The sequence below is a fragment of the Pantoea sp. USMM079 genome, from assembly GCF_037153115.1.
GTDB lineage: Bacteria > Pseudomonadota > Gammaproteobacteria > Enterobacterales > Enterobacteriaceae > Pantoea > Pantoea communis.
This window is the reverse complement of the sequence record NZ_JBBCKX010000016.1, coordinates 56144-70060: the sequence shown is the minus strand read 5'-3', so window position 1 is coordinate 70060 and position 13917 is coordinate 56144. Positions and strand designations below refer to the sequence as shown.

Here is a 13917-nt window from a genome sequence, read left to right as displayed (position 1 = left end):
CCCATAATAAGCCAACCAGCGAGATGAATGTGCAAAACGCGGAGAAATTCATGAGTAGTAAAGAACAGAACACCCCTAACGAGCAAGTCTCAGACGAAATTCAACAGGATCAGCAGCACGTGGACGCAGAGACGGCAACTGAGGTGGATCCGCGTGATGAGCGTATCGCGCAACTGGAAGCGGAATTAGCCCAGTCGCAAGGTGGCGTGCGTGAAGCACAGCTGCGCGCTCAGGCGGAGATTGAGAACATCCGTCGCCGTGCCGAAATGGATGTGGAAAAAGCGCACAAGTTTGCGCTGGAAAAATTTGCCAACGAACTGCTGCCAGTGATTGATAGCCTCGAGCGCGCGCTGGAAGTGGCTGATAAAGAGAACACCGAACTGGCTTCGATGATTGAAGGCATCGAACTAACGCTGAAATCCCTGCTGGGTGCCGTGCGTAAGTATGGTGTTGAAGTGGTCGGGGAAACCAACGTGCCATTCAACCCGGATGTGCATCAGGCGATGTCGATGATTGAATCAGAAGACATGGCACCGAACCATGTACTGATGGTGATGCAGCGTGGTTATACCCTCAATGGTCGCCTGTTGCGCCCAGCGATGGTGGCAGTAACCAAAGCCAAGGGCTGATTACCCTGCTGAATACAAAAACGGCCGCTGATTGCGGCCGTTTTTATTTCTAAGGCAGGACAGGCATCCAGTCGATGGGCGTCTGGCCCGACTGGATTAACAGCGCGTTCGCCTGCGAGAAGTGCTTACTGCCAAAAAAGCCGCGATGGGCGGAAAGCGGTGAGGGATGCGGCGCTTTCAAAACATGGTGACGTTGCGTATCGATAATGCTGCCTTTCTTCTGCGCATGCGAACCCCACAGCAGGAAAATCACGCCTTCACGATGTTGATTGATCGCGCTTATCACATTGTCCGTAAAGGTTTCCCAGCCGAATCGCGCGTGGGAATGCGCTTTACTGGCTTCTACCGTGAGCACCGTGTTCAGCAGCATCACACCTTGTGTGGCCCAGCTTTCGAGGAAGCCGTGCTGTGGGCGCGTAAAGCCCGCAATATCCTGCTCCAATTCTTTGTACATATTCAGCAGTGAAGGAGGCGTGGGCACGCCGGGAAGCACGGAGAACGCCAGACCGTGCGCCTGATTCGGGCCGTGATAGGGATCCTGGCCCAGAATCACCACCTTAATGTCGCCCAGTTCCGTCAGACGGAAGGCATTGAACACGTCTTTTTGCGGCGGATATACGGTCACACCTGCGGCACGTTCGTTAGCTACCGCTTTTAAGGTTTCGACGAAGTAAGGTTTTTCTTTCTCTTCAGCCAGCACGTCGTGCCAGGTCAGCTTCTCAGCCATCGTTAACTCCCTGCAAAATTTTGCGCCTAGCTTAACGTGTCGGACACGGCAGCAGAAGGGTAAAAATAATTTGAAAAAATACAGAAAAAGTTTTCATACGTAATGGTTGTAAATCAATGTGTTAGCGATAAAGCGCACTTCGCTTGCCAGCATAATTGATACAGGTCAAAACGGCGGCAAATCCTCAGTGGTATATCAATGTGTCAGATCAATGGATACACCGCGTGATAGGAAACATCGCGCACTAAAGCCCTGGAGGTCACTATGATTACCGGTATTCAAATTACTCAGGCCAATAACCCACAACTGCTGAACTCATTCTGGTTGCTGGATGATGAGAAAGCGGAAGCTCGCTGCCTGTGTGCAAAAGGCGATTTCACGGAAGATCAGATCGTTGCGATCAGCGATCTGGGCGACATTGCTTACCGTGAAATCCCGCTGGAGCAGAAACCCGAGGTGCGTATTGAAGGGGGCCAGCACCTGAACGTCAACGTGCTGCGCCGCGAAACCTTAGAAGATGCGGTTAAGCATCCGGAAAAATATCCGCAGCTGACCATTCGTGTGTCTGGTTATGCGGTGCGCTTTAATGCGCTTACCCCTGAACAGCAGCGCGATGTGATTACCCGTACTTTCACTGAAAGTCTGTAATTGATCGGCTGACGAAAAGTCACACAGCAATACAGGCCGCGCCGATACTCTTTGGTGCGGCTTTTTTGTCTTTATCGATCCTAAAAGGGAATGCCGGAAAGGGGATTCACAGCAAAAATATAACCGAAGCGTTATTTTGGCAGGCTAAAGATAAAAAAAACGCCTCATCCGAGGCGCTTTATTGAGTGCGTGCTGATTTATTCTGCACCGCTCTCTGGTGTGCTGCTGCCGCTTGCCTTACGACGTTTACCGACATTTTTGGTGTCACGATGACGTTGTTTAACACGCGGTTTTTCAGCTTCTTTCTCTTTGCGCTCTTTACGCTTCGCAAGGGCTTTTTTCGATGGTTTACCCGTGACTTTAGCACTCGGTGCACGTGATTCCGGGCGCAGTTCTTCAATGATGCGCGCTTTGATCGGCTCGTTGATATAGCGGGTAATTTTACCCAGCAGCACATGATCATGTGCCTCAACCAACGAAATCGCCGTGCCTTTACGGCCAGCACGCGCAGTACGACCAATGCGGTGTAAGTAGATATCGGCAGTAAGAGGCAGGTCATAGTTGATGACGTGAGTAACGTCATCAATGTCGATACCGCGTGCCGCAACATCCGTCGCAATCATTACATTGACGCGATTTTCATTGATACGCTTAATCGCTTCATTGCGGTTTACCTGCACCATCTCACCTTCAAGATAGCTGGTACGAATGCCGGCTTCGTGCAGCCAGGTCACCAGCTCATGCAGGCGCTCACGCTTACGCACAAACACCACCACGCGCTTGGCTTCAGGCTGTTTTAACAGGTGCACCAGCAGCTTGGTTTTGTGCTCAAGGTTGTCAGCACGATAAAACCACTGTTGAATCTTCTTGCGTTCGCTTTTGCTGGGATCCGCTTCAATTGATACCGGATCGTTCAGCAGACGCTCGGCAAAATCTTTGATGTTCTCGCCTTCCAGCGTGGCGGAGAACAGCAGCGTCTGTTTGCGCCAGCGGGTTTCCGCAGCGATGGTTTCAATATCCTGCGCGAAGCCCATGTCGACCATGCGGTCGGCTTCATCCAGAATCAGCGTTTCTACTGCGCGGCAGTCAAAGTTTTCTTCTTTGATGTACTGCAGCAGGCGACCGGTGGTGGCCACCACGATGTCCTGGTTTTCGCTGAACACTTCGGCGTGGTTCATATAAGCCACACCACCGGTGATGGTAGCGATATCCAGGTGCGTGTGTTTAGCCAACTCACGTGCGTGATCGGCAACCTGCATCGCCAGTTCGCGGGTTGGCGTGAGGATCAAAATACGTGGCGGGCCCGATTTTTTGCGTGGGAAGTCGAGCAGATGCTGTAAAGCGGGCAGCAGAAAAGCAGCGGTTTTCCCCGTTCCGGTTGGCGCCGAACCCAGAACGTCACGGCCTTCCAGCGCGGCAGGAATGGTCTCAGCCTGAATGGCAGTGGGGCGCGTGAAGCCTTTTTCCTGCAGCGCTTGCAGCAGGCTTTCGTCGAGTTCGAGTTCGGAGAATGTGGTTACGGTCATGGTCTACCTCAGTTTGGGGCGCTGATTATAGACAGAACAGACATAATCTTCATCTGTTTGTGTGCAGCAGGTGAAGGTGAATTCCCCTCACGACCACGTTACACTCCCCGCAGTAGATAATTCAACGGTAGTGAAGTATGTCTCAGGACCAGCCGCAGACGCGGGCAATGTTAAGAAAAGATGGTTTTACCTTTAAGCAATTTTTCGTGGCGCATGACCGCTGCGCGATGAAAGTCGGCACCGATGGCGTGTTACTGGGTGCCTGGGCGCCAGTGGCAGGCGCGCGACGAATTCTGGATATTGGCTGCGGCAGCGGATTGATTGCGCTGATGCTGGCACAGCGTACGCCACAACAGGTGATGCTGGATGCCGTCGAGCTGGAAGCCAGTGCGGCTAGCCAGGCTGAGGAAAACGTGCAGGCTTCTCCCTGGGCCGATCGCATCACTGTACATCAACAGGACATCGTCAGCTGGAGCGAGCAATCGGAAAAACGCTACTCCCTGATCGTCAGCAATCCGCCTTTTTTTGCGCCGGGAACGGCGTCAGCCAGCGCAGAGCGTGATAGCGCGCGCAGTACCACCACCCTGGATCATCCCACGCTATTGCGTTGTGCCGCTCAGCTAATTGAAGAAGAGGGGATTTTTTGCGTGGTGCTGCCCGAAGATGCGGGAGAAAATCTTATTCCACTGGCGCTGGCTGAAGGCTGGCATCTGCGGTATCGCTACGACGTGGCGGCTTACGCGCATCGTCCGCCGAATCGTCTGGTGTTAGGTTTCTCGCCCACGGCAGGCGAAACGTTGCTGGAACGTCTCGCCATTCGTGATGAAGATAAGAGCTATTCGGCTGACTGGCTGAGTCTGGTGAGTGATTTCTATCTGTTCCGATAATGCTCTGGCTGGAGTTGAGTCGGTAAAGCTTCCGGGAGTTGATCGGGATAATCAGGCGTATAGTGCAGGCCGCGGCTCTCTTTGCGTTCCAGCGCACAGCGCACCATCAACTCCGCCACCTGTACCAGATTGCGTAACTCCAGCAGGTTATTGGAGAGGCGGAAATGCGCGTAATACTCATCGATCTCCTGCTGTAGTAAATTAATTCTGCGCAGTGCGCGCTCAAGCCTTTTGGTGGTGCGCACAATTCCCATGTAATCCCACATGAACAGGCGCAGTTCATGCCAGTTGTGCTGAATCACTACGCGTTCGTCCGCGTCATCGACCCGGCTTTCATCCCAGGCCGGCAGTTGCTCGACGGCGGCAACATCCGGCAAGCGGCGAATCATGTCTTCTGCCGCAGACCAGCCATACACCAGACACTCCAGCAAAGAATTCGATGCCATACGATTGGCGCCGTGCAGGCCGGTATAGCTCACCTCACCAATGGCATACAGCCCATCAACATCGGTGCGGCCCTGCTGATCCACCATCACGCCGCCGCAGGTGTAGTGGGCGGCAGGTACGATGGGAATGGGCTGTTTGGTCAGGTCCAGTCCGAAGGTCAGCAATTTCTCGTAGATCATCGGGAAGTGCGCGCGGACAAAACTCTCTGGCTGATGGCTGATATCCAGATACATGCAATCGACACCCAGACGTTTCATTTCATGATCGATAGCGCGCGCCACGATATCGCGCGGGGCCAGTTCAGCGCGCTCGTCAAAATCAGGCATAAAACGGGTACCATCCGGGCGCAGCAACCATGCGCCTTCGCCGCGCAACGCTTCCGTGAGCAAAAAGTTCTGTGCCTGAGGATGGAATAAACAGGTGGGGTGGAACTGATTGAATTCCAGATTGGCGACACGGCAGCCAGCACGCCATGCCATCGCAATACCATCGCCAGAGGCCACATCCGGGTTGGTGGTGTACTGATACACTTTTGCTGCACCGCCAGTGGCCAGTACCACCGCACGAGCACGACAGGTTTCCACCTGTTCGCGATTGCGGTTCCAGATCCACGCGCCCACCACCCGACGCTTGCCCGGCAGCCCCAGTTTGTCGGAAAGAATTAAATCAACGGCGTTAGTGCGTTCAATAATACGGATGTTGGGATGGCTTAGCGCCTGGCTCACCAGCGTGGTTTCCACCGCGCGGCCAGTGGCATCGGCGCTGTGCAGGATTCGACGATGGCTGTGACCACCTTCGCGCGTCAGATGGTAACGCGCTTCGCCGTCACCTTGTGGTTCCTTGTCGAAGGCCACGCCGTTATCAATCAACCACTGCACGCAATGGCGCGCATTGCTGGCGATGAAGCTAACGGTTTCGCGCTCACACAAGCCTGCACCGGCAATTAATGTGTCTTCGACGTGAGATTCAATGCTGTCTGTTTCATCAAACACCGCGGCGATACCGCCCTGGGCATACAGCGTCGAACCTTCGTTCACCTGTGCTTTGCTTAACACGGTCACCTGGTAATAGGGTGCCAGTCGCAGTGCCAGAGAGAGGCCTGCAGCACCGCTACCCACAATTAACACATCACATTGGTAATCAGGATTCGATGTCATGGTGTTTAATTTACTAAACAAAAGGTTTCCCGAGCATAAGCCTGGAAGCCGGTCCTGTGAAGTATTTTGAACAAATTACGCGGTAAAATTATCCAGAGCGGCGACATAATCACGCGATATCAGTAAGTTATGTCCGAAAATAAGCACATCGTGTTTTTTATACCAAACACTCTGAAAATTCAGGTAATAAAGGTGAAAATTAGGGCGTCATAGGGTACTCTCCCAGCGATTATCGGTGCCGCAAATGACGCCAACGGCGTAGCCAGTCGCTACACTGAAAGACAATCAACAACAATGATGTCGTGGTTCCGATACGGAAAATATCTGGTCGTGGTGAACTTCAGGCCAACATATGACTCTAAGCGCATGCTTGCTCAGAACAATGAGATGTGCTGGCAGTTCACTTACGCATAAAAAGAGATTTGGGGAGACATTACCTCGGATGAGCGAGCAGTTAACGGATCAGGTTCTCGTTGAGCGGGTTCAGAAGGGAGATCAAAAGTCATTTAATTTACTGGTGATTCGATACCAGCATAAAGTGGCGAGCCTGGTTTCACGTTATGTCCCTTCAGGCGATGTGCCTGATGTGGTTCAGGAATCCTTTATTAAAGCGTATCGCGCACTGGAATCTTTCCGTGGCGATAGCGCCTTTTATACATGGCTGTACCGCATTGCGGTGAATACAGCAAAAAACTATTTAGTGGCTCAGGGGCGTCGTCCGCCATCCAGCGATGTGGATGCTATCGATGCAGAAAATTTCGAAAGTGCGGGAGCATTAAAAGAAATTTCGAACCCTGAGAACTTAATGTTGTCAGAGGAACTGAAACAAATTGTTTTTCGGACCATTGAGGCGCTTCCCGAAGATCTGCGTATGGCCATCACCCTCAGGGAGTTGGATGGTTTAAGTTACGAAGAGATTGCCGCCATTATGGATTGCCCGGTGGGTACGGTTCGTTCGCGTATCTTCCGTGCCCGAGAGGCCATTGATAATAAAGTTCAACCGCTTATCCAACGTCAGTGATAACGGCTACTGGAAGGGTACCAAAGCATGCAGAAAGAAAAACTTTCCGCTTTAATGGATGGTGAAACTCTCGATAACGAGCTGCTGGCGTCGTTGTCGAAGGATGCAGATCTTCAAAAAAGCTGGGAGAGCTACCATCTAATCCGCGACACCTTACGAGGTGATGTCGGTGAAGTGCTGCATTTTGATATCTCCGCACGCGTAGCAGCGGCCATTGAAAATGAGCCATTGCGTAAAGTGACTCCGCTGATTACTGAAGCGCAGCCTGAGCCATCACGCTGGGAGAAAATGCCGTTCTGGCGTCGTGGCGGCACCTGGACTGCACAACTGGCGCAGATTGGTGTGGCTGCCTGTGTCTCGCTGGCCGTGATTGTGGGTGTTCAGCACTACAATACTCAGCCTGGCAGCAGTGCAACGGAAACCTCAGATTCTCCAGCGTTTAATACGCTGCCGATGATGGGTAAAGCTTCTCCTGTCAGTCTTGGCGTCCCTTCTGACGCGTTTGACACCAATAGCTCTAACCAGCAGGTACAGGAACAGCGTCGTCGTGTGAATGCCATGCTGCAGGACTATGAACTGCAACGCCGTCTGCATGCTGATCAGGTCCAGTTCGATGAAAAGAATGATCCTCAGCAGGCGCAAGCTAACGTTCCCGGAAATCAGTCGTTAGGAACTCAACAGCAGTAATGAAGCAACTTTGGTGTGCCGTTAGCCTGCTGGCAGGCAGCCTGCTTTGGTCCTCCACCGCCCCGGCGCAGACATCTGCTTCCGGGGCGTTGTTACAGCAGATGGAGCAGGCAAGCCAGAACCTCAACTACGAATTCGCCTACATCAATGTCTCTCGTCTTGGCATTGAATCTCTGCGCTATCGTCATGCAGTTATCGATAATCGTATCTTTGCCCAACTGTTGCAGATGGATGGGCCGCGTCGTGAAGTGATTCAACGTGGCAATGACATCAGCTACTTCGAGCCTGGACTTGATCCTTTCTCACTACCGGGCAATCACATTATTGATGCGCTGCCTGCATTGATGTTTGCTGATTTCTCCCGCCTTGGTGATGCCTACGATTTTATTCCGGTAGGACGTTCACGTATGGCCGATCAAATGTGCGAAGTGGTGCGCATCGTGTCGCGTGATGGCACGCGCTACAGCTATGTCGTGTGGCTGGATGTTGATACTAAATTGCCGCTACGCATTGATTTGCTGGATCGTGATGGTGAAACGCTGGAGCAGTTCCGTGTCATCAGCTTTGCGGTGGATGAAGGCGTGCGTAATCTGATGCAGGGGCTGGAAAAAGCCAATCTGCCGCCCACGCTGTCATTACCGGCGGGCGATAAAGTGCAGCTCAGCTGGCAGCCAGGCTGGTTGCCAGCGGGTATGACACTGATTTCGCAGAGTCGCCGCGATATGCCAGCCATGAATAAAACCGTAGAATCCCGTCTGTACAGCGATGGCTTATTTAGCTTTGCTATCAACATTACGCCTGCCGATAAAAGCAGTGTGCCGCAGTCATTGCGCACTGGGCGTCGTACGGTGCAGACAGAAGTGCGCGATAATCGTGAAATCACCGTGGTGGGCGAATTACCGCCTGCAACGGCCAAACGTATCGCGGACAGCATAGATTCAGGTGCACAAAAATGATGAGAGAATGGGCCACCGTGGTGGCGTGGGAAAAAGGCATTGCCACGCTGCACTCGGAAGCGAAAACCTCCTGTAACAGCTGTTCAGCCCGCAAAGGCTGCGGCAGCCACGCGCTCAATCAACTTGGGCCGAAAAATGCTCATGTCATGACCATTGCCAGCCCGGAGCCTTTACAGCCCGGACAGCGCATTGAATTGGGTATCCGTGAAAGCAGTCTGCTGGGTTCAGCGCTGCTGGTTTACATGACGCCGCTGTTTGGCCTGTTTTTAGTCGCAGGTCTGTTTCAGATGCTGTTCCACAGCGATCTGGCGGCGGCCTGCGGTGCACTGTTAGGCGGCATCGGTGGCTTTATTGTGGCTAAAGGGGTTTCCAGCGTGTTCGGTCATCGGGAAGCCTTTCAGCCGATCATCCTCAGCGTTGCGTTACCGCCCGATGCCATGCGCGTAGAAAATGAAGGTTGATCCCTGCCAGGGCCGCGCAATGCGCGGCTTTTTCATTTAGGCTTACCCGCTGAAATCTGTTGCGATTCCCCACAGTTCCATTCTTTAACGCGCGGCGTTAACAGTGTAATATGCGTCGTCATTAATGAGGCTGACAGGATTCCGGGTAAAGCTCACTTTCCTGAATGTGTCTGTGCTCAAGTTTTCCACTGATTTTTTACGTGAAGATATTCATATAAATGAAGCACATACGAAATTTCTCCATCATCGCACACATCGACCACGGCAAATCAACGCTCTCTGACCGCTTGATTCAGATTTGTGGTGGCCTCAGCGATCGTGAGATGGCGGCGCAGGTTCTGGATTCTATGGATCTGGAGCGCGAGCGCGGCATTACCATCAAAGCGCAAAGCGTCACGCTCGATTACAAAGCGCTGAACGGTGAAACTTACCAGCTCAATTTTATCGATACTCCCGGCCACGTTGACTTCTCCTATGAAGTTTCCCGCTCTTTAGCGGCTTGTGAAGGGGCTTTGCTGGTGGTCGATGCAGGTCAGGGCGTTGAAGCACAGACGCTGGCGAACTGCTACACCGCAATGGAAATGGATCTGGAAGTGGTACCGGTTCTGAACAAAATCGACTTGCCTGCGGCCGATCCTGAGCGCGTGGCGGAAGAGATTGAAGATATCGTCGGTATTGATGCGGCTGATGCCGTGCGCTGCTCGGCGAAAACCGGCGTTGGCGTTCCGGATGTGCTTGAGCGTCTGGTGCGTGATATCCCACCACCGGAAGGTGATCCGGAAGGCCCACTGCAGGCGCTGATCATCGACTCATGGTTCGATAACTACCTGGGCGTTGTGTCACTGATTCGTATCAAGAACGGTACGCTGCGTAAAGGCGACAAAGTGAAGGTGATGAGCACCGGTCAGACCTATAACGCTGATCGCTTAGGCATCTTTACACCGAAACAGGTTGACCGTAATGAACTGAACTGCGGTGAAGTAGGCTGGTTGGTTTGCGCTATCAAAGACATCATGGGCGCGCCTGTCGGTGACACCCTGACGCTGCAACGCAATCCTGCTGAACATGTCCTGCCAGGCTTTAAGAAAGTGAAGCCACAGGTATATGCTGGCCTGTTCCCGATCAGCTCTGATGACTATGAAGCGTTCCGTGATGCGCTGGGCAAACTGAGCCTCAACGATGCCTCACTGTTCTATGAGCCAGAAAGCTCAACGGCGCTGGGCTTCGGCTTCCGCATCGGCTTCCTCGGTCTGCTGCACATGGAGATCATTCAGGAACGTCTGGAGCGTGAATACGATCTCGACCTGATTACTACAGCGCCAACGGTAGTTTATGAAGTCATCACCACCGACGGCCAGACAGTCTATGTTGACAGCCCTTCGAAGCTGCCACCGCTGAACAATATTGAAGAACTGCGCGAACCGATCGCCGAGTGTCATATGCTGCTGCCGCAGGAATTCCTCGGCAACGTCATCACCCTGTGTATTGAGAAACGCGGTGTGCAGACCAACATGGTTTACCACGGTAAACAGGTTGCGCTGACCTATGAAATCCCGATGGCAGAAGTGGTACTCGACTTCTTCGACCGTCTGAAATCAACGTCTCGCGGCTATGCATCGCTGGACTATAACTTTAAACGTTTCCAGGCCTCTGACATGGTGCGTGTCGACGTGATGATTAACTCAGAACGTGTTGATGCGCTGGCGCTGATTACCCACCGTGATAACTCTCAGTATCGTGGCCGCGACCTCGTGGAGAAGATGAAAGATCTGATCCCACGTCAGCAGTTCGATATTGCGATTCAGGCGGCAATCGGCAACCACATTATCGCTCGCTCAACGGTCAAGCAGCTGCGTAAAAACGTCCTGGCGAAATGCTATGGCGGTGACGTGAGCCGTAAGAAGAAACTGTTGCAGAAGCAGAAAGACGGTAAGAAGCGAATGAAGCAGGTCGGCAACGTTGAGCTGCCGCAGGAAGCATTCCTTGCCATTCTGCATGTCGGTAAAGACAGCAAATAAGGAACTTTAATGGCTAATATGTTCGCCCTGATTCTGGTGATCGCCACGCTTATAACGGGTGTTATCTGGTGTATCGATCGCTTTAAGTGGGCTCCGGCGCGTCGTGCTAAGCAGGCAGCTGCACAAGCGCAGGCGGGCAACACATTGGACGGCAAAACGCTGGCCAAAGTGGCGGCTCAGCCAGGCTGGGTAGAAACGGCGGCATCGGTGTTCCCGGTGCTGGCAGTGGTACTGATCGTTCGCTCATTTATTTTTGAGCCGTTCCAGATCCCATCAGGTTCCATGATGCCGACGTTGCTGATTGGTGATTTTATTCTGGTGGAGAAGTTTGCTTACGGAATCAAAGATCCGATTACTCAAACCACGCTGATCCCAACGGGTCATCCGCAGCGTGGTGATGTGGCGGTGTTTAAATACCCGAAAGATCCGAGCGTCGATTACATTAAACGTGTGATCGGTCTGCCGGGCGACAAAGTGGTGTTTGATCCTTACAGTAAAACGCTGACGGTTAACCCGGGTTGTGGCACGGGCAAATGCGATACCGCGTTGCCGATCACCTATACCAACGTGGAGCCAAGCCGCTTCATTCAAACCTTCAGCGGCTTTGATGGCAATGAAACCGGTAACGGCTTCTTTGAAGCACCACAGGGCGAAACCATGAAGGGCGGCCTGCGTCTGGGAACACGTAAAGAGACGTTGGGCACGGTGACGCACGATATCCTGTTAGTAAACGAAGCGCAGAGCCAGGCAAGCATGTATTATCAGCAGCCGGGTCAGCCGCAATCCACGTGGATCGTGCCGGAAGGGCAATATTTCATGATGGGTGATAACCGCGATAACAGCGCCGACAGCCGCTACTGGGGCTTTGTGCCTGAGAAGAATCTGGTCGGTAAAGCGGTGGCTATCTGGATGAGCTTTGAGAAACAAGAAGGACAGTGGCCAACGGGCGTGCGCTTAAGTCGCATCGGCGGAATCCACTAAGCACTATGCCCACTGCGGTGGGCAACACGGTTGGCCTCTTTCGGGGGGCCACTGCAAACGAAACAGAACGTGTTGGAACCTCAGCCCTGTTTCGTATGCAGAGTTACAGACGCACAGAATAACTGGAATCGCATGAACCCCATCCTTATTAACAAGCTGCAGCGCAAACTGGGCTACACTTTTACTCATCCGGAACTACTGCAGCAAGCATTGACTCACCGCAGTGCCAGCAGTAAGCACAATGAACGTCTTGAGTTTCTTGGCGATTCCATTCTCAGCTATGTGATTGCCAATGCGCTTTATCACCGCTTCCCACGTGTGGATGAAGGTGACATGAGCCGCATGCGCGCTACGCTGGTGCGGGGCAATACCCTGGCAGAGATGGCGCGTGAGTTTGAACTTGGCGAATGTTTACGTCTTGGACCGGGCGAGTTGAAGAGTGGCGGTTTCCGTCGCGAATCGATTCTTGCTGATACGGTTGAAGCGCTGATTGGCGGTATCTTCCTCGACAGCAACATTCAAACCGTTGAGAAACTGATTCTCGATTGGTACCAAAATCGCCTTGATGAAATCAGCCCGGGTGATAAGCAAAAAGATCCAAAAACGCGTCTGCAGGAGTTTCTGCAAGGGCGTCACCTGCCGCTGCCTTCTTATCTGGTGGTGCAGGTGCGTGGCGAAGCCCACGATCAGGAATTCACCATTCACTGTCAGGTGAGTGGCATGGCAGAACCGGTGGTGGGTGTAGGTTCCAGCCGCCGTAAAGCAGAGCAAGCTGCCGCTGAACAGGCATTAATTAAGCTTGGTCTCGAATAAAATACATAGTCATATCGCAGCGTCGACAGCGACGCTGCTCAAGTCAGGACTCGAATGAGCGAAATCGAAACACACAGCGGCTTTATCGCGATTGTTGGCCGACCTAACGTTGGCAAATCCACCTTACTGAACCAATTACTGGGGCAGAAAGTGTCGATCACCTCGCGTAAACCGCAAACCACGCGTCACCGCATCATGGGTATTCACACTGAAGGCGCTTATCAGGCGATTTACGTGGATACTCCCGGGCTGCACATGGAAGAGAAGCGGGCGATTAACCGCCTGATGAACCGTGCTGCCAGCAGCTCAATTGGTGATGTGGAGCTGGTGATTTTTGTTGTTGAGGGCACCCGCTGGACGCCGGACGACGAAATGGTCTTGAACAAGCTGCGCGACGGCAAAGTGCCGGTGGTGCTGGCGGTTAACAAGGTCGATAACATTCAGGATAAAACCATTCTGCTGCCACACCTGCAGTTCCTGAGCCAGCAAATGAATTTCCTTGAGATTGTACCGATCTCGGCAGAAAGCGGTAAGAACGTTGATGCCATTGCCGCTATCGCGCGTAAATGCCTGCCGAAATCTGACCATCACTTCCCGGAAGATTACATCACCGATCGTTCACAGCGCTTCATGGCGTCTGAGATCATCCGTGAAAAACTGATGCGGTTCCTCGGTGCGGAACTGCCTTACTCAGTGACCGTGGAAATCGAACAATTCGTCTCTAACGATCGTGGTGGCTATGACATCAACGGTCTGATCCTCGTCGAGCGCGAAGGGCAGAAGAAGATGGTGATTGGCAACAAAGGCGCCAAGATTAAAACCATCGGTATTGAAGCGCGTAAAGACATGGAAGAGATGTTTGAGGCAAAAGTGCATCTCGAACTGTGGGTTAAAGTGAAATCGGGTTGGGCGGATGACGAACGTGCACTGCGCAGCCTGGGCTATACAGACGAATAATT

At 52.8% G+C, this 13917-nt stretch carries 14 protein-coding genes; 11 read left to right on the top strand and 3 right to left on the bottom strand.

What is annotated here, in order from left to right; genetic code table 11:
• The first annotated feature begins 50 nt into the window (after positions 1-50).
• The gene (gene grpE / locus WFP70_RS18560) at positions 51-629 is read left to right on the top strand and encodes a nucleotide exchange factor GrpE (protein ID WP_034825591.1); all 579 of its coding nucleotides are present in this window, start codon (positions 51-53) and stop codon (positions 627-629) included.
• 49 nt (positions 630-678) lie between these two features.
• Here grpE and ung read toward each other — a convergent pair whose 3' ends face one another.
• Positions 679-1356, bottom strand: coding sequence for a uracil-DNA glycosylase (gene ung, locus WFP70_RS18555; RefSeq protein ID WP_160869443.1), 678 nt, complete (start codon positions 1354-1356; stop codon positions 679-681).
• Between the two features lie 264 nt (positions 1357-1620).
• Here ung and grcA point away from each other — a divergent pair, with 264 nt between their 5' ends.
• The gene (gene grcA / locus WFP70_RS18550) at positions 1621-2004 is read left to right on the top strand and encodes an autonomous glycyl radical cofactor GrcA (protein WP_038645342.1); all 384 of its coding nucleotides are present in this window, start codon (positions 1621-1623) and stop codon (positions 2002-2004) included.
• A gap of 197 nt (positions 2005-2201) precedes the next feature.
• Here grcA and srmB read toward each other — a convergent pair whose 3' ends face one another.
• Entirely contained in the window at positions 2202-3530 is a 1329-nt protein-coding gene (gene srmB, locus WFP70_RS18545; protein ID WP_034825597.1) for an ATP-dependent RNA helicase SrmB, read from the bottom strand.
• Between the two features lie 137 nt (positions 3531-3667).
• On the opposite strand from srmB, the gene trmN reads away from it, so the two are divergent.
• On the top strand, positions 3668-4417 hold the full coding sequence (gene trmN, locus WFP70_RS18540; protein WP_058959164.1) for a tRNA(1)(Val) (adenine(37)-N(6))-methyltransferase TrmN: 750 nt from the start codon (positions 3668-3670) through the stop codon (positions 4415-4417).
• Here trmN and nadB read toward each other — a convergent pair.
• A complete protein-coding gene (gene nadB, locus WFP70_RS18535) occupies positions 4402-6021 on the bottom strand; it encodes an L-aspartate oxidase (protein WP_166936240.1) in 1620 nt (539 codons plus the stop codon). The two genes, trmN and nadB, sit on opposite strands and share 16 nt — an antisense overlap.
• A 442-nt stretch (positions 6022-6463) precedes the next feature.
• Between nadB and rpoE the strand changes: the two genes are divergently transcribed.
• From rpoE to era, 8 genes are all read left to right on the top strand, one after another.
• A complete protein-coding gene (gene rpoE / locus WFP70_RS18530) occupies positions 6464-7042 on the top strand; it encodes an RNA polymerase sigma factor RpoE (protein ID WP_038645348.1) in 579 nt (192 codons plus the stop codon).
• A gap of 27 nt (positions 7043-7069) precedes the next feature.
• A complete protein-coding gene (gene rseA, locus WFP70_RS18525) occupies positions 7070-7729 on the top strand; it encodes an anti-sigma-E factor RseA (RefSeq protein WP_337024019.1) in 660 nt (219 codons plus the stop codon).
• The gene (rseB, locus tag WFP70_RS18520) at positions 7729-8685 is read left to right on the top strand and encodes a sigma-E factor regulatory protein RseB (RefSeq protein ID WP_034825608.1); all 957 of its coding nucleotides are present in this window, start codon (positions 7729-7731) and stop codon (positions 8683-8685) included. Before rseA ends, rseB begins: the two co-directional genes overlap by 1 nt.
• Entirely contained in the window at positions 8682-9146 is a 465-nt protein-coding gene (gene rseC / locus WFP70_RS18515) for a SoxR-reducing system protein RseC (protein WP_058959162.1), read from the top strand. Before rseB ends, rseC begins: the two co-directional genes overlap by 4 nt.
• A gap of 218 nt (positions 9147-9364) precedes the next feature.
• Positions 9365-11164, top strand: coding sequence for a translation elongation factor 4 (gene lepA / locus WFP70_RS18510; RefSeq protein ID WP_034825613.1), 1800 nt, complete (start codon positions 9365-9367; stop codon positions 11162-11164).
• A gap of 9 nt (positions 11165-11173) precedes the next feature.
• The gene (lepB, locus tag WFP70_RS18505; RefSeq protein WP_034825616.1) at positions 11174-12145 is read left to right on the top strand and encodes a signal peptidase I; all 972 of its coding nucleotides are present in this window, start codon (positions 11174-11176) and stop codon (positions 12143-12145) included.
• Between the two features lie 132 nt (positions 12146-12277).
• The gene (gene rnc / locus WFP70_RS18500) at positions 12278-12958 is read left to right on the top strand and encodes a ribonuclease III (protein ID WP_034825618.1); all 681 of its coding nucleotides are present in this window, start codon (positions 12278-12280) and stop codon (positions 12956-12958) included.
• Between the two features lie 54 nt (positions 12959-13012).
• Entirely contained in the window at positions 13013-13915 is a 903-nt protein-coding gene (era, locus tag WFP70_RS18495) for a GTPase Era (protein WP_034825620.1), read from the top strand.
• The last annotated feature ends 2 nt before the right edge of the window (positions 13916-13917 follow it).

Excerpts from the sequence above, each read along its gene's own strand:
- grpE (WP_034825591.1), top strand. The coding sequence starts at position 51 with ATGAGTAGTAAAGAACAGAACACCCCTAACGAGCAAGTCTCAGACGAA.
- ung (WP_160869443.1), bottom strand. The coding sequence starts at position 1,356 with ATGGCTGAGAAGCTGACCTGGCACGACGTGCTGGCTGAAGAGAAAGAA.
- grcA (WP_038645342.1), top strand. The coding sequence starts at position 1,621 with ATGATTACCGGTATTCAAATTACTCAGGCCAATAACCCACAACTGCTG.
- srmB (WP_034825597.1), bottom strand. The coding sequence starts at position 3,530 with ATGACCGTAACCACATTCTCCGAACTCGAACTCGACGAAAGCCTGCTG.
- trmN (WP_058959164.1), top strand. The coding sequence starts at position 3,668 with ATGTCTCAGGACCAGCCGCAGACGCGGGCAATGTTAAGAAAAGATGGT.
- nadB (WP_166936240.1), bottom strand. The coding sequence starts at position 6,021 with ATGACATCGAATCCTGATTACCAATGTGATGTGTTAATTGTGGGTAGC.
- rpoE (WP_038645348.1), top strand. The coding sequence starts at position 6,464 with ATGAGCGAGCAGTTAACGGATCAGGTTCTCGTTGAGCGGGTTCAGAAG.
- rseA (WP_337024019.1), top strand. The coding sequence starts at position 7,070 with ATGCAGAAAGAAAAACTTTCCGCTTTAATGGATGGTGAAACTCTCGAT.
- rseB (WP_034825608.1), top strand. The coding sequence starts at position 7,729 with ATGAAGCAACTTTGGTGTGCCGTTAGCCTGCTGGCAGGCAGCCTGCTT.
- rseC (WP_058959162.1), top strand. The coding sequence starts at position 8,682 with ATGATGAGAGAATGGGCCACCGTGGTGGCGTGGGAAAAAGGCATTGCC.
- lepA (WP_034825613.1), top strand. The coding sequence starts at position 9,365 with ATGAAGCACATACGAAATTTCTCCATCATCGCACACATCGACCACGGC.
- lepB (WP_034825616.1), top strand. The coding sequence starts at position 11,174 with ATGGCTAATATGTTCGCCCTGATTCTGGTGATCGCCACGCTTATAACG.
- rnc (WP_034825618.1), top strand. The coding sequence starts at position 12,278 with ATGAACCCCATCCTTATTAACAAGCTGCAGCGCAAACTGGGCTACACT.
- era (WP_034825620.1), top strand. The coding sequence starts at position 13,013 with ATGAGCGAAATCGAAACACACAGCGGCTTTATCGCGATTGTTGGCCGA.